We start from the raw sequence: 22,420 nt of genomic DNA on the forward strand, positions 1-22,420 counted from the left end.
CGCAGTAGCGGGCGTGTTCCCCGCGACACAGCGTCGTGGATGTTAGGGTGGGTTTCCGTGGGTCGGCAGGCCCATCTAGTTAATCGCTAGAAAAATCGAAGCCCTGCCCGTCTTCACGGAGGTCGCCTGTGCGGAAGCACCCGCAAACAACCACCAAGCACCTCTTCGTCAGCGGTGGGGTCGCTTCCTCGCTGGGTAAAGGGCTGACCGCCAGCAGCCTGGGGCAGCTACTGACGGCGCGTGGGCTGCGCGTCACGATGCAGAAGCTCGACCCGTACCTCAACGTCGACCCGGGCACGATGAACCCGTTCCAGCACGGCGAGGTCTTCGTCACCGAGGACGGCGCCGAGACCGACCTCGACGTCGGCCACTATGAGCGGTTCCTGGATCGCGACCTGTCCGGCTCGGCGAATGTCACTACCGGTCAGGTGTATTCGACCGTCATCGCCAAGGAACGGCGCGGCGAGTACCTCGGCGACACCGTCCAGGTGATTCCGCACATCACCGACGAGATCAAGCGGCGCATCGTGGCGATGGCCCAGCCGGACGCCGACGGCAATCGCCCGGACGTCGTCATCACCGAAATCGGTGGCACCGTGGGCGATATCGAGTCGCAGCCCTTTCTGGAGGCGGCGCGGCAGGTGCGCCACGATCTCGGCCGGGAAAACGTCTTCTTCCTGCACGTGTCGCTGGTGCCCTACCTGGCCCCCTCGGGCGAGCTCAAGACCAAGCCCACCCAGCACTCGGTGGCCGCGCTGCGCAGCATCGGTATCACCCCGGACGCGCTGATCCTGCGCTGTGACCGCGACGTCCCCGAGGCGCTGAAGAATAAGATCGCGCTGTCCTGCGACGTCGACATCGACGGCGTCATCTCCACCCCCGACGCGAAGTCGATCTACGACATCCCGAAGGTGTTGCACCGCGAGGAACTCGACGCGTTCGTGGTGCGCCGGCTCAACCTGCCATTCCGCGACGTCGACTGGACCGAATGGGACGACCTGCTGCGCCGGGTGCACGAGCCGCACGAGACGGTGCGAATCGCTTTGGTGGGCAAGTACGTTGAGCTCTCCGATGCCTACCTGTCGGTCACCGAGGCGCTGCGCGCCGGTGGATTCAAGCACCACGCCAAGGTCGAGATGGTGTGGGTGCCCTCCGACGACTGCGCGAATCCCCATGATGCCGCCGCCGCGCTGAGCGACGTGCACGGCGTGCTGATCCCCGGCGGCTTCGGCATCCGCGGCATCGAGGGCAAGATCGGCGCGATCCGGCACGCCCGGGGACGCGGGCTGCCGGTGCTGGGGCTGTGCCTGGGGCTGCAGTGCATCGTGATCGAGGCGGCGCGCTCGGCCGGTCTGACGGAGGCCAACTCGGCCGAATTCGAGCCGGGCACACCGGATCCCGTCATCTCGACGATGGCCGATCAGGAGCAGATCGTCGCCGGCGAGGCCGACCTCGGCGGCACCATGCGGCTGGGGGCCTACCCGGCGGTGCTGGAGCCGGATTCGATTGTGGCCCAGGCGTACGGGGCCACCGAGGTGTCCGAGCGGCACCGGCACCGCTACGAGGTCAACAACGCCTACCGCGACAAGATCGCCGAAAGCGGCCTGCGTTTCTCGGGGACCTCGCCCGACGGGCACCTGGTGGAGTTCGTCGAATACCCGACCGAGGTGCACCCGTTCGTCGTCGGCACCCAGGCCCATCCCGAATTGAAGAGCCGGCCCACCCGCCCGCACCCCCTGTTCGTGGCGTTCGTCAAGGCGGCCCTCGACTATCAGGCGGGCGAACAGCTGCCGGTGGAGATCCCCGAGCAGCACTCGCCCAACGGCACCCAGCATCGTGACAGCGTTCAGCGGCCGCTACCCGAGCCCGCGGCCCGTGGCTGACCACGTCTTCGAGACGGCATCGTCCGAAACCTTATACACGGGAAAGATTTTCGCGCTCCGGCGTGATCACGTCCGGATGCCGGGCGACACCACCGCGGTACGTGAAGTCGTCGAGCACTACGGCGCGGTCGCCGTGGTGGCGATGGACGACGACGGCAACATCGCGATGGTCTATCAGTACCGGCACCCGCTTGGCCGGCGGCTGTGGGAGCTGCCCGCCGGGCTGCTCGACGTCGGCGGCGAGCCCGCCCAGCTGACCGCAGTCCGGGAGCTGCGGGAGGAGGCGGGGCTGAAGGCCGACACCTGGCGGGTGCTCGTCGACCTCGATTCCACGCCCGGCTTCAGCGACGAATCGGTGCGGGTCTATCTGGCCAACGGGCTCACCGAGATCACCCAGCCCGAAGGGCACCACGAGGAAGCCGACATGACGCTGAAGTGGTATCCGCTCGCCGAGGCCGTCCGGATGGTGTTCAGCGGCGAAATCGTCAACGCCATCGCCGTTGCCGGAGTTCTTGCCGCGCAGGCCGTGGCCCACGGCCTCGCGCAGCCCCGCCCGGTGGACAGCCCGTGGACCGACAAGCCGACCGCGTTCGCCGCGCGTAAGGCCACGCAATGACGGCGGCTCTCGACACGCAACTGCAGGGCTATCTCGACCACCTGACGATCGAGCGGGGCGTGGCGAAAAACACGCTGAGCTCCTATCGCCGCGACCTGCTCCGCTACAGCAAGCACCTGTCCGACCGCGGCATTCACGACCTGGCCAAGGTCGGCGAGGACGACGTCAGCGAGTTCCTGGTGGCGTTGCGCCGCGGCGACCCCGACACCGGGGCCGCGGCGCTGTCGGCGGTGTCGGCGGCGCGGGCGCTGATCGCGGTGCNGCCATCTTCCTCAACGCCCGCGGCGGCCGGCTGTCGCGGCAGAGCGCATGGCAGGTGCTGCAGGACGCCGCCGAGCGCGCCGGCATCACCTCGGGGGTGTCGCCGCACATGCTGCGCCATTCCTTCGCGACCCACCTGCTCGAAGGCGGCGCGGACGTCCGCGTCGTGCAGGAGCTACTCGGCCACGCCTCGGTGACGACCACGCAGATCTACACGCTGGTCACCGTGCACGCGCTGCGCGAGGTGTGGGCCGGGGCCCACCCGCGGGCGCAATAATCCCGCGCCGAACGTCGACTTGTTGCGCGAAGTCGCAAATCCCGGCATCAAGTCGACGTTGGGCCCAGGTATTCCGACTCCAGCACCAGATCGGACACCAGCGACTGGTATTCCAGGTGCGCCTTGTGCTCGACGGTGTTCCACAGCTTGCCCTGCTGCTCGCGCATGTACCCGCGGTATTTCGGCGCGCCGGGAATCCTGACGTTGTCGGCGACCACGATCGCGCCCGGGCGCAGCCAGCCCCGGTCGAGGATGCTCATCAGGTCGTCCAGGTAGGCGTCCTTGTCGTGGTCGAGGAACGCGAAATCGAGTGCGCCGGAGGCGAATCCGTGCTCGGCGGCCAGCGCGTCGAGGGTGCGTCCGCCGTCACCGATGGTGCCGACCACGCAGGTCACCCGGTCGGCGACCCCGGCGTGCTCCCAGATCCGCCGGGCGTTGGCGGCGTTGGCCTCGGCGAGCTCGACGGAGTACACCTTCGCCTTCGGGGCGGCGCGGGCGATCCGCAGCGCGCCGTAGCCGCAGTAGGTGCCCAGCTCGAGCGCCAGCGCGGGATCGGCGCGCCGCACGGCCGCGTCGAGCAGCAGCCCTTTCTCGTCGCCGACGTTGATCAGCATCGACTTCTCGTAGGCGAACTTGTCGATGGTGGCCAGCACGTCGTCGATGTCGCCGGCCCGGGCGTTCTTGAGGACGTATTCGACCGCGGCGGACTCGCGCCCGTCGCCGATCTGGCCCGTGGTGGTGATGTTGCGATTGCCGGCGGCCATCCGCCACACCGACCACCGCAGGATGGGCAGTCGTCGCTTGAGATCCATGAGCACCCACGATAGTGCCGGCCGTCGGCACCCCACCGAATGGTGCTGGTGTGACTGAAGTTAACCCTGCGCGCAAAGGTGCGTCCCACCAGCGATTTCCGCTCATATTGGCTGGTGACTCGCCCGCGCGGCGCCCGGCTTAACTGCGCGAAGCCGTTAGACTTTCGAGCGATGTTCACCTCTCGAACACGCCGGGCGTGATGACCGAGCACCCGGACAACGGCGTCGAGATCGGCTTGACGGGACGCCCGCCCCGGGCGATCCCCGAGCCGGCGCCGCGCACCTCGCACGGCCCGGCCAAGGTCGTCGCCATGTGCAACCAGAAGGGCGGCGTCGGGAAGACCACCTCGACGATCAACCTGGGCGCGGCGCTCGCCGAGTACGGCAGGCGCGTGCTGCTGGTGGACATGGACCCGCAGGGTGCGCTGTCCGCCGGCCTGGGCGTCCCGCACTACGAGCTGGAGAAGACGATCCACAACGTGCTGGTCGAGCCGCGGGTGTCGATCGACGACGTGCTGCTCAAAACCCGGGTCAACCACATGGACCTGGTGCCCAGCAACATCGACCTGTCGGCCGCCGAGATCCAGTTGGTCAACGAGGTCGGCCGCGAGCAGACCCTGGGCCGCGCGCTGTATCCGGTGCTGGACCGCTACGACTACGTCCTGATCGACTGCCAGCCATCCCTGGGCCTGCTCACCGTCAACGGGCTGGCCTGTTCGGACGGCGTGGTGATCCCCACCGAGTGCGAGTTCTTCTCGTTGCGCGGCCTGGCGCTGCTCACCGACACCGTCGACAAGGTGCGCGACCGGCTCAACCCCAAGCTGGAGATCAGCGGCATCCTGCTCACCCGGTACGACCCGCGCACCGTCAATTCGCGCGAGGTCATGGCCCGCGTCGTGGAGCGGTTCGGGGACCTGGTGTTCGACACCGTGATCACCCGGACCGTGCGGTTCCCGGAGACCAGCGTGGCGGGCGAGCCCATCACCACCTGGGCGCCCCGATCGACCGGCGCTATCGCCTACCGCGCGCTGGCCCGCGAGTTCATCCACCGATTCGGCGCGTGAACGGCACCGCCAACGGAGAGGCGCCAGCAAAGGACGGCTTCCGGGTTCGCCTGACCAACTTCGAGGGGCCGTTCGATCTGCTGCTGCAGCTGATCTTCGCCCATCGCCTCGACGTCACCGAGGTGGCGCTGCACCAGGTCACCGACGACTTCATCGCCTACACGAAGGCGATCGGCTCCCAGCTGGGCCTGGAGGAGACCACCGCGTTCCTGGTGATCGCCGCGACGCTGCTCGACCTCAAGGCCGCCCGCCTGCTGCCGGCCGGGCAGGTCGACGACGACGAGGACCTGGCGCTACTCGAGGTGCGCGACCTGCTGTTCGCGCGGCTGCTGCAATACCGCGCCTTCAAGCACGTCGCGGAGATGTTCGCCGAGCTGGAGGCCGCCGCGCTGCGCAGCTATCCGCGCGCGGTGTCGCTGGAGGACCGGTTCACCGAGCTGCTCCCCGAGGTGATGCTCGGCGTCGACGCCGAGCGGTTCGCGCAGATCGCCGCGGTCGCGTTCACCCCGCGTCCGGTCCCGACGGTGGCCATCGGCCACCTGCACGAGCTGGCGGTCTCGGTCCCCGAGCAGGCCGAAAAACTGTTGGCGATCCTGGAAGCCCGCGGCAGCGGCCAGTGGGCGACGTTTTCCGAGTTGGTCGCCGATTGCGAGGCGCCGATGGAGGTCGTCGGGCGCTTCCTCGCGCTGCTCGAGCTGTATCGGACGCGGACGGTAGCATTCGACCAGTCAGAGCCGCTTGGCGTGCTCCAAATTTCGTGGACCGGGGAGCGTCCGGTAGAAGTGCGGGACGAATGACGGACGAGTTGCCAGAGATCGATCTGGGCATCGAGATCGCCGAGGCGACGCCGATGGACGCCGAGGAACTCGGCTCCGTGCTGGAGGCGCTGCTGCTGGTGGTGGACACCCCGGTCACCGCCGAGGCGCTGGGCTCGGCCACCGGGCAACCCGTCTACCGCATCACGGCCCGCCTGCAGCAGCTGGCCGAGGAACTCGCCGAACGCGACAGCGGCATCGATCTGCGGCAAAACAGCGAGGGCTGGCGGATGTACACCCGCGCCCGGTTCGCGCCGTATGTGGAGAAGCTGCTGCTGGACGGCGCGCGATCCAAGCTCACCCGGGCCGCGCTGGAGACGCTGGCGGTGGTCGCCTATCGGCAGCCCGTGACGCGCGCGCGGGTCAGCGCGGTGCGCGGCGTCAACGTCGACGCCGTCATGCGCACGCTGCTGGCGCGGGGCCTGATTACCGAGGCCGGCGTCGACGACGACACCGGCGCGACGACGTTCGCCACCACCGAGTTGTTCCTGGAGCGGCTGGGGTTGACGTCGCTGGCCGACCTTCCGGACATCGCGCCGCTGCTGCCCGACGTCGACACGATCGAGGACCTCAGCGAATCCCTGGACAGCGAGCCACGTTTCATCAAACTTGCGGGCGGTTCGGCCTCCGAGGAGTCGCTGTCCTTCGACGTGGACAAGGATTGATGGCCGAATCTGAAGGGGTCCGCCTACAAAAAGTCTTGTCCCAGGCCGGAATTGCGTCGCGCCGGGCCGCCGAGAAGCTGATCATCGACGGCCGCGTCGAGGTCGACGGGCAGGTCGTCACCGAGCTGGGCACCCGGGTCGACCCGGACGCCTCGGTGATCCGCGTCGACGGCGTCCGGGTGCTCGTCGACGACTCGCTGGTGTATTTCGCCCTGAACAAGCCGCGGGGCATGCACTCGACCATGTCGGATGATCGTGGGCGGCCGTGCATCGGCGACCTGGTGGCGCGCCGGGTTCGCGGCAACAAGAAGCTGTTTCACGTCGGGCGGTTGGACGCCGACACCGAGGGGCTGATCCTGCTGACCAACGACGGCGAATTGGCGCACCGGTTGATGCACCCCTCCCACGAGGTGCTCAAGACGTATCTTGCGACGGTGACCGGGACGGTGCCGCGCGGGCTGGGCAAGAGGCTGCGCGCGGGGATCGAGCTGGAGGACGGTCCGGCGCGGGTCGACGATTTCGCGGTGGTGGACGCCATTCCGGGTAAGACGTTGGTGCGCGTGACCTTGCACGAGGGACGCAACCGCATCGTGCGCCGGCTGCTGGCGGCGACGGGCCACCCGGTCGAGGCGCTGGTGCGCACCGACATCGGCGCGGTATCGCTGGGGGAGCAGCGCCCGGGCAGCCTCCGGGCGTTGCGCCGCGACGAGATCGGTTCGCTCTACAAGGCGGTCGGGTTGTGAGCGGCGTCGTTGTTGCTATCGACGGCCCGGCCGGGACCGGGAAGTCCTCGGTGTCAAGGGGTTTGGCGCGCGCGCTGGGCGCCCGCTATCTCGACACCGGCGCGATGTATCGGATCGTGACGCTGGCGGTGCTGCGTGCCGGCGTCGACCCCGCCGACGCCGAGGCCGTCGGGTCTGTGGCATCGCAGGTGCAGCTGTCGGTCAGCTACGACCCGGATGCGGACCGCTGTTACCTTGGCGCGGAGGATGTTTCGGTCGAGATCCGCGGTGACGAGGTCACCCGGGCGGTCTCGGCGGTGTCGTCGGTGCCGGCCGTGCGCGCCGGTCTGGTCGCGCTGCAGCGCGACCTGGCGCAGGGCCCGGGCAGCGTCGTGGTCGAGGGCCGCGACATCGGAACCGTGGTCCTGCCCGGCGCGCCGGTGAAGATTTTCCTCACCGCCTCGGCCGAAACCCGGGCCAGGCGGCGCAACGACCAGAACGTCGCGTCGGGTCTGCCCGACGACTATGACGGCGTGCTCGCCGATGTGCGGCGCCGCGACCATCTCGATTCCACCCGGGCGGTGTCGCCGCTGCGCGCGGCCCCCGACGCGGTGGTCGTCGACACCAGCGACATGACCGAGACACAGGTGATCGCCCATCTGCTCGAGCTGGTCCGGCAGAAAAGCGGGGCGGTGCGATGACGCAGGACGGGACTTGGGTCGACGAAAGCGATTGGGAAGCGGTCGAATCCGGCCTGGCGGATGCCGCCGAGGCCGGCCCGGCGCCGGTGGTCGCGGTGGTGGGCCGGCCCAACGTCGGCAAGTCGACCCTGGTCAACCGGATCCTGGGCCGGCGCGAGGCGGTGGTGCAGGACATCCCCGGCGTCACGCGCGACCGCGTGTCCTACGACGCGCTGTGGACCGGGCGCCGGTTCGTCGTGCAGGACACCGGCGGGTGGGAGCCCGACGCCAAGGGCCTGCAGCAGCTGGTGGCCGAACAGGCGTCGGTGGCCATGCGCACCGCCGACGCGGTGATCCTGGTGGTCGACGCCACCGTCGGCGCCACCGCGGCCGACGAGGCCGCCGCACGCATCCTGCTGCGCTCGGGCAAGCCGGTCTTTCTGGCGGCCAACAAGGTTGACAGCGAGAAGGCCGAGGCCGACGTCGCGGAGCTGTGGTCGCTGGGGCTCGGCGAGCCGCACGCCGTGAGCGCGATGCACGGCCGCGGGGTCGCCGATCTGCTCGACGAGGTGCTGGCCGCGCTGCCCGAGGTGTCCGAGGCGGCGCCGGCGGCGGGTGGGCCGCGGCGGGTGGCGCTGGTCGGCAAGCCCAACGTGGGCAAGAGCTCGCTGCTGAACAAGCTTGCGGGCGACGAGCGTTCGGTGGTGCACGACGTCGCCGGCACGACGGTCGATCCGGTGGACTCGCTGATCGAGCTGGGTGGCAAGGTGTGGCGGTTCGTCGACACCGCGGGTCTGCGGCGCAAGGTGGGCCAGGCCAGCGGGCACGAGTTCTACGCGTCGGTGCGCACCCACTCGGCGATCGATGCGGCCGAGGTGGTGGTCGTGTTGATCGACGCGTCGCAGACCCTGACCGAACAGGACCAGCGGGTGCTGTCGATGGTGATCGAGGCCGGCCGCGCGCTGGTGCTGGCGTTCAACAAGTGGGACCTGGTCGACGAGGATCGCCGCGAGCCGCTGGAGCGCGAGATCGACCGCGAGTTGGCGCAGCTCCGGTGGGCGCAGCGGGTCAACATCTCGGCGAAGACCGGCCGCGCGGTGCAGAAGCTGGTGCCGGCGATGGAGACGGCGCTGGAGTCCTGGGACACCCGGATTTCCACCGGGCAGCTCAACAACTGGATCAAGGAAGTGGTCGCCGCCACGCCGCCGCCGGTGCGCGGCGGCAAGCAGCCGCGCATCCTGTTCGCCACCCAGGCCACCGCCCGCCCGCCGACGTTCGTGCTTTTCACCACCGGTTTCCTGGAGGCCGGTTACCGGCGTTTTCTGGAGCGGCGGTTGCGCGAGACGTTCGGGTTCGAGGGTTCGCCGATCCGCATCAATGTGCGCGTGCGCGAAAAGCGGGGAGCCAAGCGGCGCTGAGCGCCTCGGATGCTCGCCGCTTCCCCGGACCGATAGGCGACCCTCGAATGCGGTAGCGCCGGCGGTATCACGTTCATGGACCGCCCCCGGCCGCGGAAGTCATGACCATTACTCCCACGATACGGAATATGAAAGCTGTATCACAGGAATAATTGTTGACTTCCGGCTTTGCGCCGCCCTACCGTTGCTTCTATATCGGGTTGATATGCCCGCATTGTGGGATTTATGGAGGCATCGGTGAAGCTGTTCAGCGTCCAGGACAAGTCGATCCTGATCACCGGAGCGACCGGCGCCCTCGGCAGCGTCGCGGCCCGGGCGCTGGCCGAAGCCGGTGCCCGAATGACGCTGGCCGGCGGAAACCCCGCGGCACTGCACGCCCTCGGCATCGACGACGCCGCGATGGTCATCCGCCGGCCCGAGAACCCGGCCGACGCCGACGAGATGGTGGACGCGGCCGTCGCCAAGCACGGCCGCCTCGACGGGGTGTTGGTGGCCTCGGGCATGAACCACGTCGCGCCCATCACCGAGATGGCCGTCGAGGACTACGACAAGGTGATGGGCGCGAACGCCCGCGGGGCCTGGCTGGTGTGCCAGGCGGCCGGGCGGGTGCTGCTCGAGCAGGGCACCGGCGGCAGCGTCGTGCTCGTCTCCTCGGTGCGGGGCTCCCTCGGCCACCCCGCCGGCTATAGCGCCTACTGCCCGTCGAAGGGCGCCACCGACCTGCTGGCCAAGAGCCTGGCCGCGGAGTGGGGCCCGGATGGCATTCGGGTAAACGCCCTGGCGCCAACGGTTTTCCGCTCCGAGGTAACCGAGTGGATGTTCGCCGACGACGAAAAAGGGCGCCGAACCCGCGAGGCGATGTTCGCCCGAATCCCGTTGCGCCGCTTCGCCGAGCCCGACGACTTCGTCGGCGCCCTGATTTATCTGCTCAGCGACGCCTCGAGATTCTTCACCGGCCAGGTGATGTATCTCGACGGCGGCTACACAGCGTGTTGATCGACCGAAAGGAAATCATGAGTATCACTTGGCCCCTCGGCGACGCCGAATCGAAGCTGGAGTTCTACGACCTGTCCCACCCGTGGGGTCATGGCGTGCCGGCGTGGCCGTACTTCGAGGACGTGCAGATCGAGCGCCTGCATAGCATGGCGCGAAGCCGCGTGCTGACCCAAAAGATCACCACCGTCATGCATTCCGGCACCCACATCGACGCGCCCGCGCACGTCGTCGAGGGAACCCCGTTCCTACACGAGATTCCGCTGAGCGCGTTCTTCGGCACCGGCGTCGTCGTCTCGATCCCGAAGCAGAAGTGGGAGGTCGTCACCGCCGAGGACCTCGACAACGCCACGCCGCAGATCCGGCCCGGCGACATCGTCATCGTCAACACCGGCTGGCACCACACCTACGCCGACAGCGCCGAGTACTACGCCTATTCGCCGGGCTTCTACAAGGAGGCCGGGGAGTGGTTCGCGGCCAAGGGCGTCAAGGCCGTGGGCACCGACACCCAGGCGCTGGATCACCCGATGGCCACCTCGATCGCCCCGCACGGACCGGCCGAACACACCGGCGGCCTATTGCCCTGGGCGGTACGGGAATACGAGGAGGAGACCGGCCGCAAGGTGCTCGACGACTTTCCCGAATGGGAGCCGTGCCACCGTGCGATCCTGTCCAAGGGCATCTACGGCTTCGAGAACGTCGGGGGAGACCTGGACAAGGTCACCGGCAAGCGCGTCACCTTCGCCGCGTTCCCGTGGCGCTGGGTCGGCGGCGACGGCTGCATCGTGCGGCTGGTGGCGATCGTCGACCCCAGCGGGAGCTACCGCCTCGAGACCGGTGCGGCGGCGTGACGTCCGACGGGGCCGGCGTTCAGGTCATCGCGCGTGCGGCCGAGATTTTGCGGCTGCTCCAAGCTCACCCCGGGGGACTCAGCCAGGCCGAGATCGGCGAGCGGCTGGGCATGGCGCGCTCGACGGTGAGCCGGATCCTGGGGGCGCTGGACGACGAGGGCTTGGTGGCCGCGCGGGGGGCGCGCGGCCCGTATCGGCTCGGGCCCGAGATCGCGCGCATGGCCGCCACCGTGCGGCTCGGCGTCGTGATGGACGTGCACCCGTTCATGGAGGAGCTGTCGCGGCAGCTGGAGGAGACAGTGGACCTGTCGATCCTCGACGGTGACCGCGTCACGTTCGTCGACCAGGTCGTCTCGCCGCACCGGCTGCGGGCGATCAGCGCCGTCGGCGAGTCGTTCCCGTTGCACTGCTGTGCCAACGGCAAGGCGCTGCTGGCCAGCCTGCCGCCCGAGCAAGCCTTGCCCAGCCGGCTGGCCCGCCTGACCGACAACACGATCACGACGCCGGCGGCGTTGCGCAGGGAACTGGAGCGCGTCCGCGCCGACGGCGTCGCCTACGACCGCGAGGAGCAGACCGAGGGCGTCTGCGCGGTCGGTGCGGTGTTGCCCGGCGTGGGCGAGCAGCTGGTGGCGGTCAGCGTGCCGGTGCCGGCGCAGCGGTTCTACCGCCGCGAGTCCGAACTGGCGCAGGCGCTGCTGGCCTGGGTGGAGAAGACGCGCAGGTCGCTCGGGCATTAGCAGGGTCGCGTGTTGGCTGCGGTAGGCTGTCGACCTGCTGCCGGTGATCCCGGCGGCATCCGGGCTGTGGCGCAGTTTGGTAGCGCACTTGACTGGGGGTCAAGTGGTCGCAGGTTCAAATCCTGTCAGCCCGACACACGAAAACCCGCTCTGACCAGTACCGGAGCGGGTTTCGAGTGTTTTGGTCACGTCGCCCGAATCGCCCCGAGCTTGCCAAGAACTTGCCAGGCGTCGGGCAGCGGACGTGGGTGCTCCCGGGCGGCGCGCATTCGACGCACTGTCAGCCTGTGATCGCTGGGTTGCTTCCCTACTAGTGGGCGCCCCTCGTGATGCTTCAGCTGTCCCGGTCTGAGGTCGAGTAATCGGTCCGCCACCGATCTCGATGAGAAACGCGGCTCTGATGTCGCTCCCTGGTTCGGGACGCCACGCAGGTCTACGCTGGTGGCCTCACGTCGAACCGACATCGTGGCTATGCCCAGACCGTAGTCGTTGACGGTATGCGGCGGCAGATTATGGACGGCCGAAATCGGCCACGGCCCCCAAGACCGAAGCCCTATTACGTAACTTGCTCGGCAAGAGGACGCACGTCGAGCTGCGCAAGGCAGTACCGGTAACCCCGCCATATTCCGCCGTATTCGTCCCGTCATGGGACGAGGGAGCAGCTTGCGAGGTCATCGTCATGGTCGGCACCATCGGGCGCAACGGCTTCCTGCGCACTGGCAATGGGCGTAGTTTCCGAAGTGTTGAATTTCCGCGCGGAAGGGAGTTGTGATGGATGTGCGACTCCGTGGGTTCGGGTCGATCGAGGTCGAGGGACAAGCGTACGAGCACGACGTCGTCATCGACCGAGGTACTGTGCGCAAACGGAGCAAGAAGCCCTCGAAGCCATACCGCGACAAGTTCGGACACACTCCGCTCTCGGCCGACGAGGAGCTCCCGGGGGCGGACCCGGGTTGATCATCGGCACCGGGGCCCACGGCTCGTTGCCGATCATGCCCGAGGTGGCGGCGGAGGCTGCGCACCGAAACGTCGAGCTTGTCGCTGTCCCGACGGAACAAGCCTGCCGGCTGATCACGGGCCTCAAGCGACGAGAGGTCTGCGCGGTCCTTCACGTCACCTGCTGATCCAGCGATCTGGAGCGCGGCGAATCAGCTCACGACGGGTTACCGGTAAGGCAGGCGACAGTGATGAGCAGCGCCTACACCGCCAGAACTGCCGCCTGGCCTTATGGGCGGCTGATCACCCGATCACGCGATCTGGGGGTGGCTTTCATTACTTCTGATTGGGTTTCTTAGCAGGAGCCTTCTTCGCGACAGCCTTGGCCGCGGTCTTCTGGGCCGGGGTTTTCGCCCGGCTGGGCGTTTTGGCCGTGGTCTTCTTTGCGGCGGTTTTCCGGGCGCCGGGCGTGGCGGCTGTTGCCTTCTGCGCCGGGGCCTTCTTGGCGACGGCCCGCTTGATGGAAGTCCGCTTGGCGGCGGATCGGTTGCCGGCCGCAGCCTTCGTTGCGCCACCCTTCTTAGGTGCTTGCCAGCCAACGGCTTTCGCGGCGCGCCCGCTATACCGCGCGCGTCTGGCTCGCGACGTTGCCGAGCGCCTCTTTCACGTTGTCGATGAGACGCTGTCTAGCCATCACACTCCTCGGGCCGGATCGGTCTTCACCTACAGCATGCGCCTCAACATCCTCGGCCGGCGCCGATTCGCCGAAAAGACGGGGTAGCCGTGGCCGCACATCTCAGCTCAGCCTGGCCCGCGCGATCGATGAGCTCGCATGCCGTCATGCGCAGCTGGCGGCCGCGGCGCCGGGCCGGCCCTGTGTCACGCCAGATGCGATTGATCGAAACTTACACTGCGACAGGCAATACTGGCCGAACGTACCCACTGGTCCGTGGCGTATAGACGAGGGCCGACCTGATTCATCAGATGCAAACGGAGACCTTTTTCGTCGATATCGGCGGTTTACCGGTAGGTGTCGTAATACGGGATGCTTTGTGGACGACCAGTTCGAGCGAGGGGACGGGTCTTGACTGGGAACGCATCAATCGTCAGCTCGGAGTGTGGAGTGTACCGACCTGAGAGGTTAGGCCTCGTGGCAGTTACCAGTTTCCCTCGCGAGGCGGACGTAGTTGCTCCTGCTGTGTTGTGAACGGATTTGTGAACGAAACGCCGCGCAACGCCATAGATCACATTGAACGGCTGTGACGATAGAGACGTCGGACAGCGTGCTTTCCGGGTCAGCCGAACAGCGACGCGGCGGCGGCGCGTAAGTCGTCGGGCTGTGCGTCGCTATAGATCCTCAGCGACACCGCCGGGTCGTGGCCGTGCCAGGCCGCCACGATGTGCACCGGGATGCCCGACGTGAGCATGAGGCTCACACTGGTGTTCCGTAGCCCCTTGAGATGGATACGGCGCAGTCCGGCCCGTTCGCGCAACCGCTGGAACTCGTCGGAGTACCAATCGTGCCGTACCGGTGTCGAGTCCTCGTGCACCGCTATCAGCCGGTCATCCGACCACGCGACGCCAAGCGCCAGCGCCTCGGCCTTCTGGCACATCTTCAGTGTGCGCAGCGCCTCAGCCAGCTCAGGCGGCGGTGGGAGGTCGCGACGGCTGCGCCGGGACTTCGGTAGCCCTTCCTCGGTCTCGCTGCCGACGGCGACCCGGCCTCGCCGCACCCGCAGCGCATGATCATCGAGCTGAGACCAACGCAGGCCCAGCACCTCGCTGCGGCGCAACCCGTAACAGCTCAGCAACCAGCACGCGAACAGGCGTTCATCGCGCACCGACTCGCGGAACGCCTCCACCTCGTCCACCGTCCACGACTTCGCCGGGTGGGCGGCTTCCTCGTCGGTCGTCGCGTCGGCTGGTCGCTCGACAAGCGCAATAACGTTGCGAGGCAACATGCCCTGATCTACGAACGACTGCACGACCATGCCGAAGGTGGTGAGGGTGGAGCGCACCGTGACCGGCTTGACGCCGCGAGCGGCCGTGTCCACCTCGGCGGGGTCGGCCAGGATGTACACCGCCCGGCGTGGCCGCGTGACTCGCGCGGCGCGCACCAGGCCGGATAGGCAAGTGTGTACGTCCTCACCAGGGAACGCGGCGGCCAGCGCCGACGCCGAGATGCCCTCGGGGCGTTGCCCGATCAGTTCGGCGACGCGGCTGGACAGGCTGCCGGGCTGGTAGTGCTTCGGTGACCTGCGGCCTTCGGTCAGCATCAATTCAACGAGGGCGTCACCGTCGGCCTTGACGATCTGCTGGAGTTTCTTACCGCCGAGGTAGCGGCGTACCGGTTTGAGGTCGTTTCGGTAGCCCTCCAGTGTCACGCGCCGAATGCCGCGCCGTCCGTCTAACCATTGGTCGCAGGCGTCGTCAACGGTGATGGCCGTCCGCCGGGTGTAGGTGCCCGCAGCCACCTCGCTGGTGATGCGCCGATACTCGCGGCGCGCCTCCGCCTTGGTGCGGTAGGTGAATCGTCGGCGGTCCCGGCTGCCGTCGGGCTTGGTGCCCACGTCGGCCTGGAACCAGTAGGACACGGTGCCGTTCTTGGCGATGTGCTGGGTTATCGGCTCAGCGCGACGGGTGCGGTTGGCCTGTTCGGACTTGGAAAACTGTGTGTCAGTGCTCATGTTGGTCGGTCTCCTCGGTCGCGGTGCTCCAGCCACGTGGCAACCACCTGGGACCCCGCTGGTACACCGAGCCTTTCACGAGGCTAGCTCACGAAGGCCGGCGGTCACCACGTAGACGCGACCGCCGAGCCGGCGGACCGGCAGGTCTCCGGAGGCCGCCAGACGGTAGGCCGCGGCCCGGCTGATTCCCAGCAGCTGCGCGGCTCGGGGCACCGCGAGCAGAAGGGGCAGATCGTTGAACATGTTGTCTTCCATTTTCATTCACCACCCTCCGAAGAGTCGTGTCCGCCGAGCCGACGAACTGGCAGCTCGCCGGAGGCCACCGGGCGATACGCCGCGGCACGGCTGATTCCCAACAGCTGAGCTGCGCGAGGTACCGCAAGCAGAAGGGGGAGTTCACTGAACACGTTATTTTCCAAGATAATTCACCACTGTTCGGTATGTTGAAGGATTTTTCTCTGGATGGATGTGCCCTGTGCAGCTGTGGGCTGCACCGCGGGCAAAACTGCGCAGCTTCGGTTCCGTCGGGCGCAGTGACGGTGATGGTGCGAGAGTGCGTGTCTTCGCATTCACCACACCACGGCACGGTTGGGGATGTAGGTCGTGTAGCTGCGGGAGATCGTTCAGGCGCCGGGCGAGCACCCGCACCGGATCACGCACCGGGTTGGGGTTTTGGATCAGGTGGTCGGTGAGTTCTGCCGCCGGCCATCCGTGCGCCAAGGCGGACTCGACGGCCGCTTGGAGACTACGAGCCTCGCGGGTGCCCAGCGTCCACGCTTCGGTGACTGCCTCCAAGATGCGCGCCGCGGCATCGCTTGGTTCGGATGGGGATTCAATTGATGGATTCAAGGGGTCCCGCTGTGGGACCCCCGGAGGGTCCCACTCTGACACGGTCCCCGTCCCGCAGTGGGATGGGGGGCGTTTCGCAGCGGGACCCTCCGGGGGTCCCGGATCGGGACGGGGGGTCCCAGATCGGGACGGGGGGGTCCCGGATCGGGACGGTGCGAAAGATGTGGTGCCAAGGGGTGATTCAGGTAGTAGCGAGTCGAGCGTTGCGCCCCGGAGTCGTGGAACTGTGGATGGCGACTGATGAAGCCAACGCGTTTCCAGGTCTCTGAGTGCGCGCAGGACCGTGCTTCTCCCGGCATTGGACTCAGCCATCAGAGTACGGATCGAGGGATAGCACGAGAAATTCTCATCCGCCTTATTCGCTAGGAGTATGAGGATGAACTTCGCCGCCGAGGATCTGACGTCTAAGTCCGTCGCCCAGTTGAGCGCACCCCAGCTCATCTTTATGCCTGGGCTGAGGATCGCGCGTTGCGGAGAGTTTCGGCGGGTTCGTCCCTGCACTCACTCGTGATGGGTCGTTTCATATCTAGAACGCTAAGAGGTGTTATTGCGCTGCGCGACAGCCAGTCTGAGAAATCTCTGGCGGGTTTTGCGTCGTCGCGTTTCCGTTTACCGCTATTGATCGGAGCGCAGTGAAACATCGTGAAAGACAGAGCGGCTCGGCGGTTATCGACTGTGTCACTGGTCGCGGAGAAGGAGGGAGCAGCTCATCGCCACCAGGGCGGCAATCATGTCGGAGCACGAGCGCCGACATAACCCGACGATGGCCTACTCCCCGCTAGAGAAAAGTCGTTGAGTGCATCGATGCGCAGTGCGGATGTAGTCGTTGTGCACCAGTAATTCTCGATGTTTCCCGGTCGATCGGTACCTCGTGAGAAATCCGCCACGCGAGGCCGATCGCGCCCCAAACTGACGCGTCTGTGCCGTCGCGTGGCCGTGGCCGGAGTCGTCAAGGTCAGAAGGCGGTGAGAGAACCGTCCCGGGTTTGGTGCCGCTTCCTTGTGTGTGAAGGATGGCGACTATGGCCAAGCGTTACCCGGTCGAGCAGCGTGAGCGCGCGGTGAAGGTGGTGCTGGATCACCTTCAGGAGTATCGGTCGGTGTATGCCGCCTGCCAGTCGATCGGCCCGAAGGTCGGCGTCGGTGCGGAATCGCTGCGGCGATGGGTGTTGCCGGCCCAGGTCGAAGCCGCCCAGCGGCACGGTGTCACAAGGTATTGCGAGTCGGATTGAAAATCCGCAGCCGCCGAGCGACGCGTAACGCCGCCGCCGGCTGTATGTTTCAGCTGTAAGCCCAACCACTGCAGGCCTGAACGGAAGACTCAACGCCGCTTTTCTGGCCTCTCCCACGGTGATCGCCCGTTCCGCCCGTCCGTCTTATGCGAAGGAAATCTCGCAGTGACCACGCTTGACACCCGTCGAAACGGTGCCGCGGTAGCAGCACAAACCGGCGTTGAGCCTCAGCCGATGGACGACCTGGCACCGGCGGCCGGGCCCAGCGGCCGTATGCAGGCCAACTCGCGTCGTCGCGGGCGGCCGGCGATTAAGCCGCGGCTTGCGAGGGAAGCAGATCAGACCGACGACGAGATCCGCACGTTACACCTTGTTCGCAGAAGTCGCCGTGCTGCTGGGGGGTTGACGATCGGGATCGCGACGGTCAGCTTTGTGCTGTCGTTTACGTCCTTGCGTGAGTTGGCGGCGATGGCGGCGTGGCCCGGCTGGCCGTCGTGGCTATGGCCGTTGATTATCGACGGGACGATCGTCCTGGCGACGCTGGGAATTGTGTCACTGGCGCCGTATCGGGATCAGTTCTGGAACCGGGTTTTCCTGTGGGGTGTCCTTAGCTCCGCGGCTTTGGTGAGCGTTGGCGGTAATGCTTTGCATGCGTGGCTGTCCACCGGGCACATGGTGTTATGGATGAGGTGGGGGTCGGCGGGGCTTGCCTGTGTTCCACCCGGGGCCTTACTCGCGACGACCCATATCGCCGCCATCTTGTGGCGGTTCAATCCCACGCCGCCGCCCGACGCCACCTCGCAGTTGTGCGACCGTGCGCTCGAACTGGCGGTGGACAGGATGGACAAATGGCGCGCGGCGGCGGCCCAGATGCACGAGGATGGTTATTGCCGGAACGTGTCGACGACAAAGATCGCGCACGCTTTGCGTTATCTGTACGAATGCCGCCCGCCGATGTCGCTTCGCGCCATCGGTGCCCAGCCGGAGATCGAGTTGCACCACGATAATGTGGGCAAAATCCGCGACGCGGCGCCGATTGTGCTGGGTGTGCCCGTCCCTGGCGGGCGGTGAGGACTTCGTCGGAGCAGCATGGGTCGAAATCGGTTGGGCGCGACCGTCGCGTAGCGCCAGCAGGCGGCGGTAGCGTTTTGCCCAGCGACCTGCGTGTAGAGGGGATTCGGGCGCGCCATGGGCTTATTCGACGTCTTGGATGACCTGTTCGACGACCTGACGGGGATCTTCGGCGGTGATGACGACGGTGAGGGTGGCGATGAGTTTGATGGGCCGCCCCAGCAGGCGCTGCCAGCGCCGCCGGCCGGGGCGCCGCCGTGGGGGCCCGCTCTGCCAGTGCCGAACGGCCCCAGCGGGTTACAGCAGGGCGTCGATCACGCCGGAACTACCTATCAGCAGGCCAGCGGCGCGCTCACCCAGACCGATGACAAGCTGGCCGGCTTGCTCAAACAAATTTTCGCCACCAACGACGACACTCGCTCCAAAATCGGCGCCATCATCAGCAGCATCGAGACGGCGCGGCGCGCGCTGACGTCTCACCCGCAAATGGCCAATGACCCGCATGCGATGGCGCTGTTTAATGAGTTCTTGGACGGTCAGCTCGCCCAAATTCAACAACTGCTCGACAGCTCCAAAGTGGACAGTAAGAAGCAGGCTGAGCTGCTTTCCGCGCTCGGTGATGAGTACCGCGACAGCGCCGGCGGAGGCCATTCGAAGGACCAGGGCAACGCAGGCATCGCCGGGGGTGGTGATGGGGGCGGTGCTGACACCAGCGGTGATGGCGGCGGCAGTGGCGGTGGTGACGGCGGGGCGGGCGGAACCGCTACAGGTGCCGGTCCGGGCGGGCTGACTGATCCGCTGGCTGGGCTGAGCGGGCTTGGCGGGGCGGGCCTGGGCGATCCGCTGTCGATGTTGGGCCCGGCGATGGCGGGGCTGGGGTCGATTCCTGGCGCGCTGGGCGGCGCTGCAGGATCCTTGCCGATGGACGCGCTGGGCGCGATGGGCCCGCTGGCGAGTGGTTTTGCCGGCCAGGGCGGGGGGGACGGATTTAAAGACAGCGACGGTCACGACCACGGCAAGTCCGACGATTTCGAAGACGGGTCGCACGGCAAGGGTGACGGCGATGGCGGCAAGAACGGCGCCGCGTCAGCCGGCAAGGACGGCACCGGCGATAAGAACGCGCCGACGCAGCCTGCGGGTACGACTCAACCGCAGCCGAGCACACCGCCGGCCCCGCCGGCTGCTGCGCCGGCCAGCGCGGGCGGTGACCCGAGCCGGGTGGTACAGATGCCCGATGGTTCTGCGGTGACGGCGACGACGGCCCAACACGCCGCCGCGGTGCGGGCGGTGCTCAACGGGGCGACGGTCAGCGATGGGTGGAAGCAGGCCCACGTGGAGTTGCCGCCCCCGGGAACACCGGTGACCGCACCTGCCGATCCGAGCCATTTGGTGCCCGGTCAAATCGCGCAATTCAAGAGTCGTGACCCGGTCATGTATATGGGTAATGGCAAAATCTGGCTTGATGGGCAGCTACAACCGCAAAGTGCACTGCCCACAGGTGATTTCCTGGGGTGGGTCGATCCACCTCAGCTGGCCGGTACAACGACGCTTGCCTCGCCGCCGCCGAGCACCGCCGCACCGGCCGGCCAGCCGACAACGACGAATACCGGCGGTAGCTAAATGTGGGGCAACGATGCGGGAGTCGCGGTGACCGACGAGCAGCACCAGCAGGAAGAGGAAGTCTTTCCCACTGTCGTTGAATGGTCATCCGATGGCGCCTTAATGGTGGAGCTCGACTGGCAGGGAGAGGGCTTGCGGGTCCAACTCGAGCCGGAGGTAACCCGCTCGTGGACCTCAGAGGTCCTGGCGGACCGGATTATGCGGCTCCACCGGCTGGCGTTGATGCGGGCGCGCGCCGAGCAACGCATGCGCGTCATTGAGGAGCACGGTACTGCGCTGCCGACGACACCGGGGTGGCCAAGTTTGACCGATGTCGACGAATATCGGCGGACCATCGATTTTTGACCTGTTTCGACCGATGCGTAGCCCGCTGAGCCGTTGTTAGGCTTTAGCAAATAGCCAGTGCAATGGGAGGTGTGCGGTGGCCGGCAACGATGTGATGCTGGATTTCGACGCGTGGAATCAGCACGCACAGTGGTGGGATCAAGAGGCGCCACGGGTGCGAGAACGTCTCACTGTCGATCCCGGCACGGCGCAAAGCGTGGGACGACGCTTCGGTGACATCGGCTGGGAGGTGCGTCAGGCCCTCATCGAGACGCTGCAGGCGCGTAGGGAGGCGGGTCAATCGCTGGGGCAGTATTGCGAGGGTGTGGCCGACCATATCCGGTCGAGCCTGGCCTCCTACCAGCAGACCGAAGGCGACAGCCAGCAAATCCTGCAGACGTAACTAAAGGGCTACGCGGTGGCGGATTCAGTACGCGTTGATACCGAGGTCGTCCGGTCGGCGGCGCGCCAGGCAGATGCCGCTGGCGCGACCGCAACGCCAGGCTCGGCTCAGGTGCAGCCGAGCGCATCGGACGTGGTGTCGGTGGGGGCGAGCATCCGTTTCACCGCGCAAGTGACCTTGGCGCGCAAATACACCGTGATGGCCAACGCGATGGCACGCCAGTTCGGGGTGAAGCTCGATGCCAGCGCCGGCGCCTATGACGACCAGGAAGCGCAGTCGGCCGAGACGCTGGGCACCGGGAGCGCCGGTGCGGTTGTGCCCGCTGGGCGGACCCTGCCGGCAGGGCAGGTGGTGCCAGCGGGTCTGGTGTCTGGCGGCGTGGGTACCAGTTTGCCGGCCGGTGAAGTCCCGGCAAGCCCGCGCGATATTGCTCGCCTGATCGAGACCGGCCGCGCCGGCGCGGGCAAGAAGACCTGGCAGGCGATGGAATCAAGCCTGCGCGCCGAGGCCAAGCAGCTCAGCGACGCTGCCGATCAGCTGGGCGCGGCCATCGGCATGACGGGTGATGGCTGGCAGTCAACGTCGGCGGATGCGGCCACGACAAGGATGCGGGCGCTGCAGACGTGGTATCAGGGCCACGCCCGCTATGTGGACGGCCTGGCTGAGCAGGCCAAGGTTCATGTGCAGCACTTCTCCAAAGCCCTCACCGATGTCCCGCCCTATCGCCATGTGCTTGACGCCGAGCGGGAGCTGAAAGCGGCTTTGCAGTCCAATGCGCGCGCCGGTGGCGCTCACCGGCTTGCTGTGGTTAATGCGCAAGTGAAGGTCAGCAGGCTTTATCAGGCCTCGACGGCTGGGTTTAGCACTTACACGTTCTCCGAGGCGGCTCCACAGCCCAAGGTGCCGACGCCGCCGCCGGGTCCGAGCCCAGATGCGGCGCCAGCCGCGCCGCCGGTGGTCGCCGGTGAGGGGCCGGTGGCGCAGCGGGAAGCAGAGCACTCGCCCAAGGGTGCACCCTTGGACCCGGTGCAGGGAGGGCCGGGTGTGGGACAGGATTTGACGGGCGGGCCGACGTGGCCGCCCGGGGCTGCTGATCTAGCTGGCCCCGCGAATCCGCTGGCCGATGCCCTGCCGGAGACAGTGGGCTCACTGCCCTCAGAAGTCATTCCTGGGATCATCGGCGGCGTGGTGGGCGGCCTGGGCGGTGTACTCGGTGGCCTTGCCGGTGCGGGCCAAAAGGCGCTGCAGGGAACGGAACAGGCGGCCGGGCCGATGATGAGCGGTCTGGGCCAGCATCCGCCCGGTGGTGAACCGCAGCACGGCGGCGAACAGTCGCCTCAGTCACCGGAGCCGCCTTCGGCAGGCGATCTGTCGGCTCCGGGGGATCTGGGTGCTGGGGGAGGCGGAGCTGACACCGAGCCGGCCGGCGGGGGGGTCCCGCTGGCAGCACCGACCGAAGTCGCCGCCGCGCCGGCGGCGGCCGCGCCGGTCTCGGCGCCGTCAGC

General features: G+C 67.4%; 24 protein-coding genes, 1 tRNA gene and 1 pseudogene. 21 read left to right on the plus strand and 5 right to left on the minus strand.

Translation table 11 applies throughout. The annotated features are described in order from the left end of the window. The first annotated feature begins 128 nt into the window (after positions 1–128). The 3 genes and pseudogenes from BN4348_RS38705 (at position 129) to BN4348_RS38715 (ending at position 3,037) form a co-directional block, all read left to right on the plus strand. Positions 129–1,883: a CTP synthase gene (locus BN4348_RS38705; RefSeq protein WP_066911447.1), complete on the plus strand. Its 1,755-nt coding sequence runs from the start codon at positions 129–131 to the stop codon at positions 1,881–1,883. Next, positions 1,876–2,499, plus strand: coding sequence for an NUDIX domain-containing protein (locus BN4348_RS38710; RefSeq protein WP_066911513.1), 624 nt, complete (start codon positions 1,876–1,878; stop codon positions 2,497–2,499). Before BN4348_RS38705 ends, BN4348_RS38710 begins: the two co-directional genes overlap by 8 nt. Continuing rightward, positions 2,496–3,037: pseudogene (locus BN4348_RS38715) on the plus strand (tyrosine-type recombinase/integrase). The gene BN4348_RS38710 and the pseudogene BN4348_RS38715 overlap by 4 nt, the downstream one beginning before the upstream one ends. 47 nt (positions 3,038–3,084) lie before the next feature. Here the strand turns inward: BN4348_RS38715 and BN4348_RS38720 are convergent. Continuing rightward, positions 3,085–3,849 (minus strand): O-methyltransferase, encoded by a 765-nt coding sequence (locus BN4348_RS38720; RefSeq protein WP_066911450.1) that lies wholly within the window; start codon positions 3,847–3,849, stop codon positions 3,085–3,087. Between the two features lie 200 nt (positions 3,850–4,049). Between BN4348_RS38720 and BN4348_RS38725 the strand changes: the two genes are divergently transcribed. The 12 genes from BN4348_RS38725 (at position 4,050) to BN4348_RS38780 (ending at position 13,511) form a co-directional block, all read left to right on the plus strand. After that, positions 4,050–4,913 carry a ParA family protein gene (locus BN4348_RS38725; RefSeq protein WP_066911453.1) on the plus strand — a complete coding sequence of 288 codons (864 nt, stop codon included), beginning with the start codon at positions 4,050–4,052 and terminating at the stop codon, positions 4,911–4,913. Beyond that, positions 4,910–5,710, plus strand: coding sequence for a segregation/condensation protein A (locus BN4348_RS38730; RefSeq protein WP_066911456.1), 801 nt, complete (start codon positions 4,910–4,912; stop codon positions 5,708–5,710). Before BN4348_RS38725 ends, BN4348_RS38730 begins: the two co-directional genes overlap by 4 nt. Then, on the plus strand, positions 5,707–6,393 hold the full coding sequence (scpB, locus tag BN4348_RS38735; RefSeq protein WP_066911459.1) for an SMC-Scp complex subunit ScpB: 687 nt from the start codon (positions 5,707–5,709) through the stop codon (positions 6,391–6,393). Before BN4348_RS38730 ends, scpB begins: the two co-directional genes overlap by 4 nt. Then, the gene (locus BN4348_RS38740) at positions 6,393–7,136 is read left to right on the plus strand and encodes a pseudouridine synthase (protein ID WP_066911462.1); all 744 of its coding nucleotides are present in this window, start codon (positions 6,393–6,395) and stop codon (positions 7,134–7,136) included. Before scpB ends, BN4348_RS38740 begins: the two co-directional genes overlap by 1 nt. Beyond that, the gene (cmk, locus tag BN4348_RS38745) at positions 7,133–7,816 is read left to right on the plus strand and encodes a (d)CMP kinase (protein WP_066911465.1); all 684 of its coding nucleotides are present in this window, start codon (positions 7,133–7,135) and stop codon (positions 7,814–7,816) included. The genes BN4348_RS38740 and cmk overlap by 4 nt, the downstream gene beginning before the upstream one ends. After that, positions 7,813–9,213: a ribosome biogenesis GTPase Der gene (gene der, locus BN4348_RS38750; RefSeq protein WP_066911468.1), complete on the plus strand. Its 1,401-nt coding sequence runs from the start codon at positions 7,813–7,815 to the stop codon at positions 9,211–9,213. The genes cmk and der overlap by 4 nt, the downstream gene beginning before the upstream one ends. Positions 9,214–9,438: 225 nt before the next feature. Further along, a complete protein-coding gene (locus BN4348_RS38755; protein ID WP_066911471.1) occupies positions 9,439–10,209 on the plus strand; it encodes an SDR family NAD(P)-dependent oxidoreductase in 771 nt (256 codons plus the stop codon). Positions 10,210–10,226: 17 nt separating this feature from the next. Then, entirely contained in the window at positions 10,227–11,057 is an 831-nt protein-coding gene (locus BN4348_RS38760; protein ID WP_066911516.1) for a cyclase family protein, read from the plus strand. Beyond that, entirely contained in the window at positions 11,054–11,794 is a 741-nt protein-coding gene (locus BN4348_RS38765; RefSeq protein WP_066911474.1) for an IclR family transcriptional regulator, read from the plus strand. Before BN4348_RS38760 ends, BN4348_RS38765 begins: the two co-directional genes overlap by 4 nt. 60 nt (positions 11,795–11,854) lie before the next feature. Continuing rightward, positions 11,855–11,928, plus strand: a tRNA-Pro gene (locus BN4348_RS38770). 637 nt (positions 11,929–12,565) lie between these two features. After that, positions 12,566–12,751, plus strand: coding sequence for a hypothetical protein (locus tag BN4348_RS60765; RefSeq protein WP_211145700.1), 186 nt, complete (start codon positions 12,566–12,568; stop codon positions 12,749–12,751). Positions 12,752–13,112: 361 nt separating this feature from the next. Continuing rightward, a complete protein-coding gene (locus BN4348_RS38780; protein ID WP_066911477.1) occupies positions 13,113–13,511 on the plus strand; it encodes a hypothetical protein in 399 nt (132 codons plus the stop codon). A 514-nt stretch (positions 13,512–14,025) separates the two neighbouring features. Here BN4348_RS38780 and BN4348_RS38785 read toward each other — a convergent pair. The 4 genes from BN4348_RS38785 to BN4348_RS38795 form a co-directional block, all read right to left on the minus strand. Then, complete coding sequence (locus BN4348_RS38785; protein WP_066911480.1) at positions 14,026–15,417, minus strand: tyrosine-type recombinase/integrase; 1,392 nt, start codon at positions 15,415–15,417, stop codon at positions 14,026–14,028. Between the two features lie 75 nt (positions 15,418–15,492). Beyond that, a complete protein-coding gene (locus BN4348_RS38790; protein ID WP_066911483.1) occupies positions 15,493–15,678 on the minus strand; it encodes a helix-turn-helix domain-containing protein in 186 nt (61 codons plus the stop codon). Next, positions 15,675–15,824: a helix-turn-helix domain-containing protein gene (locus BN4348_RS62415; protein WP_308203768.1), complete on the minus strand. Its 150-nt coding sequence runs from the start codon at positions 15,822–15,824 to the stop codon at positions 15,675–15,677. The genes BN4348_RS38790 and BN4348_RS62415 overlap by 4 nt, the downstream gene beginning before the upstream one ends. Position 15,825: 1 nt before the next feature. Then, the gene (locus tag BN4348_RS38795) at positions 15,826–16,707 is read right to left on the minus strand and encodes a helix-turn-helix domain-containing protein (RefSeq protein ID WP_235852683.1); all 882 of its coding nucleotides are present in this window, start codon (positions 16,705–16,707) and stop codon (positions 15,826–15,828) included. Positions 16,708–17,287: 580 nt separating this feature from the next. On the opposite strand from BN4348_RS38795, the gene BN4348_RS38800 reads away from it, so the two are divergent. From BN4348_RS38800 to BN4348_RS59940, 6 genes are all read left to right on the plus strand, one after another. Continuing rightward, complete coding sequence (locus BN4348_RS38800) at positions 17,288–17,497, plus strand: hypothetical protein (RefSeq protein ID WP_066911486.1); 210 nt, start codon at positions 17,288–17,290, stop codon at positions 17,495–17,497. 165 nt (positions 17,498–17,662) lie between these two features. Then, entirely contained in the window at positions 17,663–18,568 is a 906-nt protein-coding gene (locus BN4348_RS38805; RefSeq protein ID WP_142308665.1) for a DUF2637 domain-containing protein, read from the plus strand. Between the two features lie 117 nt (positions 18,569–18,685). Next, positions 18,686–20,188, plus strand: coding sequence for a DUF4226 domain-containing protein (locus BN4348_RS38810; protein WP_066911492.1), 1,503 nt, complete (start codon positions 18,686–18,688; stop codon positions 20,186–20,188). Between the two features lie 27 nt (positions 20,189–20,215). Then, on the plus strand, positions 20,216–20,533 hold the full coding sequence (locus tag BN4348_RS38815; RefSeq protein ID WP_142308666.1) for a hypothetical protein: 318 nt from the start codon (positions 20,216–20,218) through the stop codon (positions 20,531–20,533). A gap of 76 nt (positions 20,534–20,609) precedes the next feature. Next, positions 20,610–20,915: a type VII secretion target gene (locus BN4348_RS38820; RefSeq protein ID WP_066911498.1), complete on the plus strand. Its 306-nt coding sequence runs from the start codon at positions 20,610–20,612 to the stop codon at positions 20,913–20,915. 15 nt (positions 20,916–20,930) lie between these two features. Continuing rightward, a partial coding sequence (locus BN4348_RS59940) for a PPE domain-containing protein (RefSeq protein WP_160040361.1) occupies positions 20,931–22,420 on the plus strand: 1,490 nt, incomplete at its 3' end.

This window comes from Mycobacterium interjectum (assembly GCF_900078675.2).
In the GTDB taxonomy this organism is placed as follows: Bacteria; Actinomycetota; Actinomycetes; order Mycobacteriales; family Mycobacteriaceae; genus Mycobacterium; species Mycobacterium interjectum.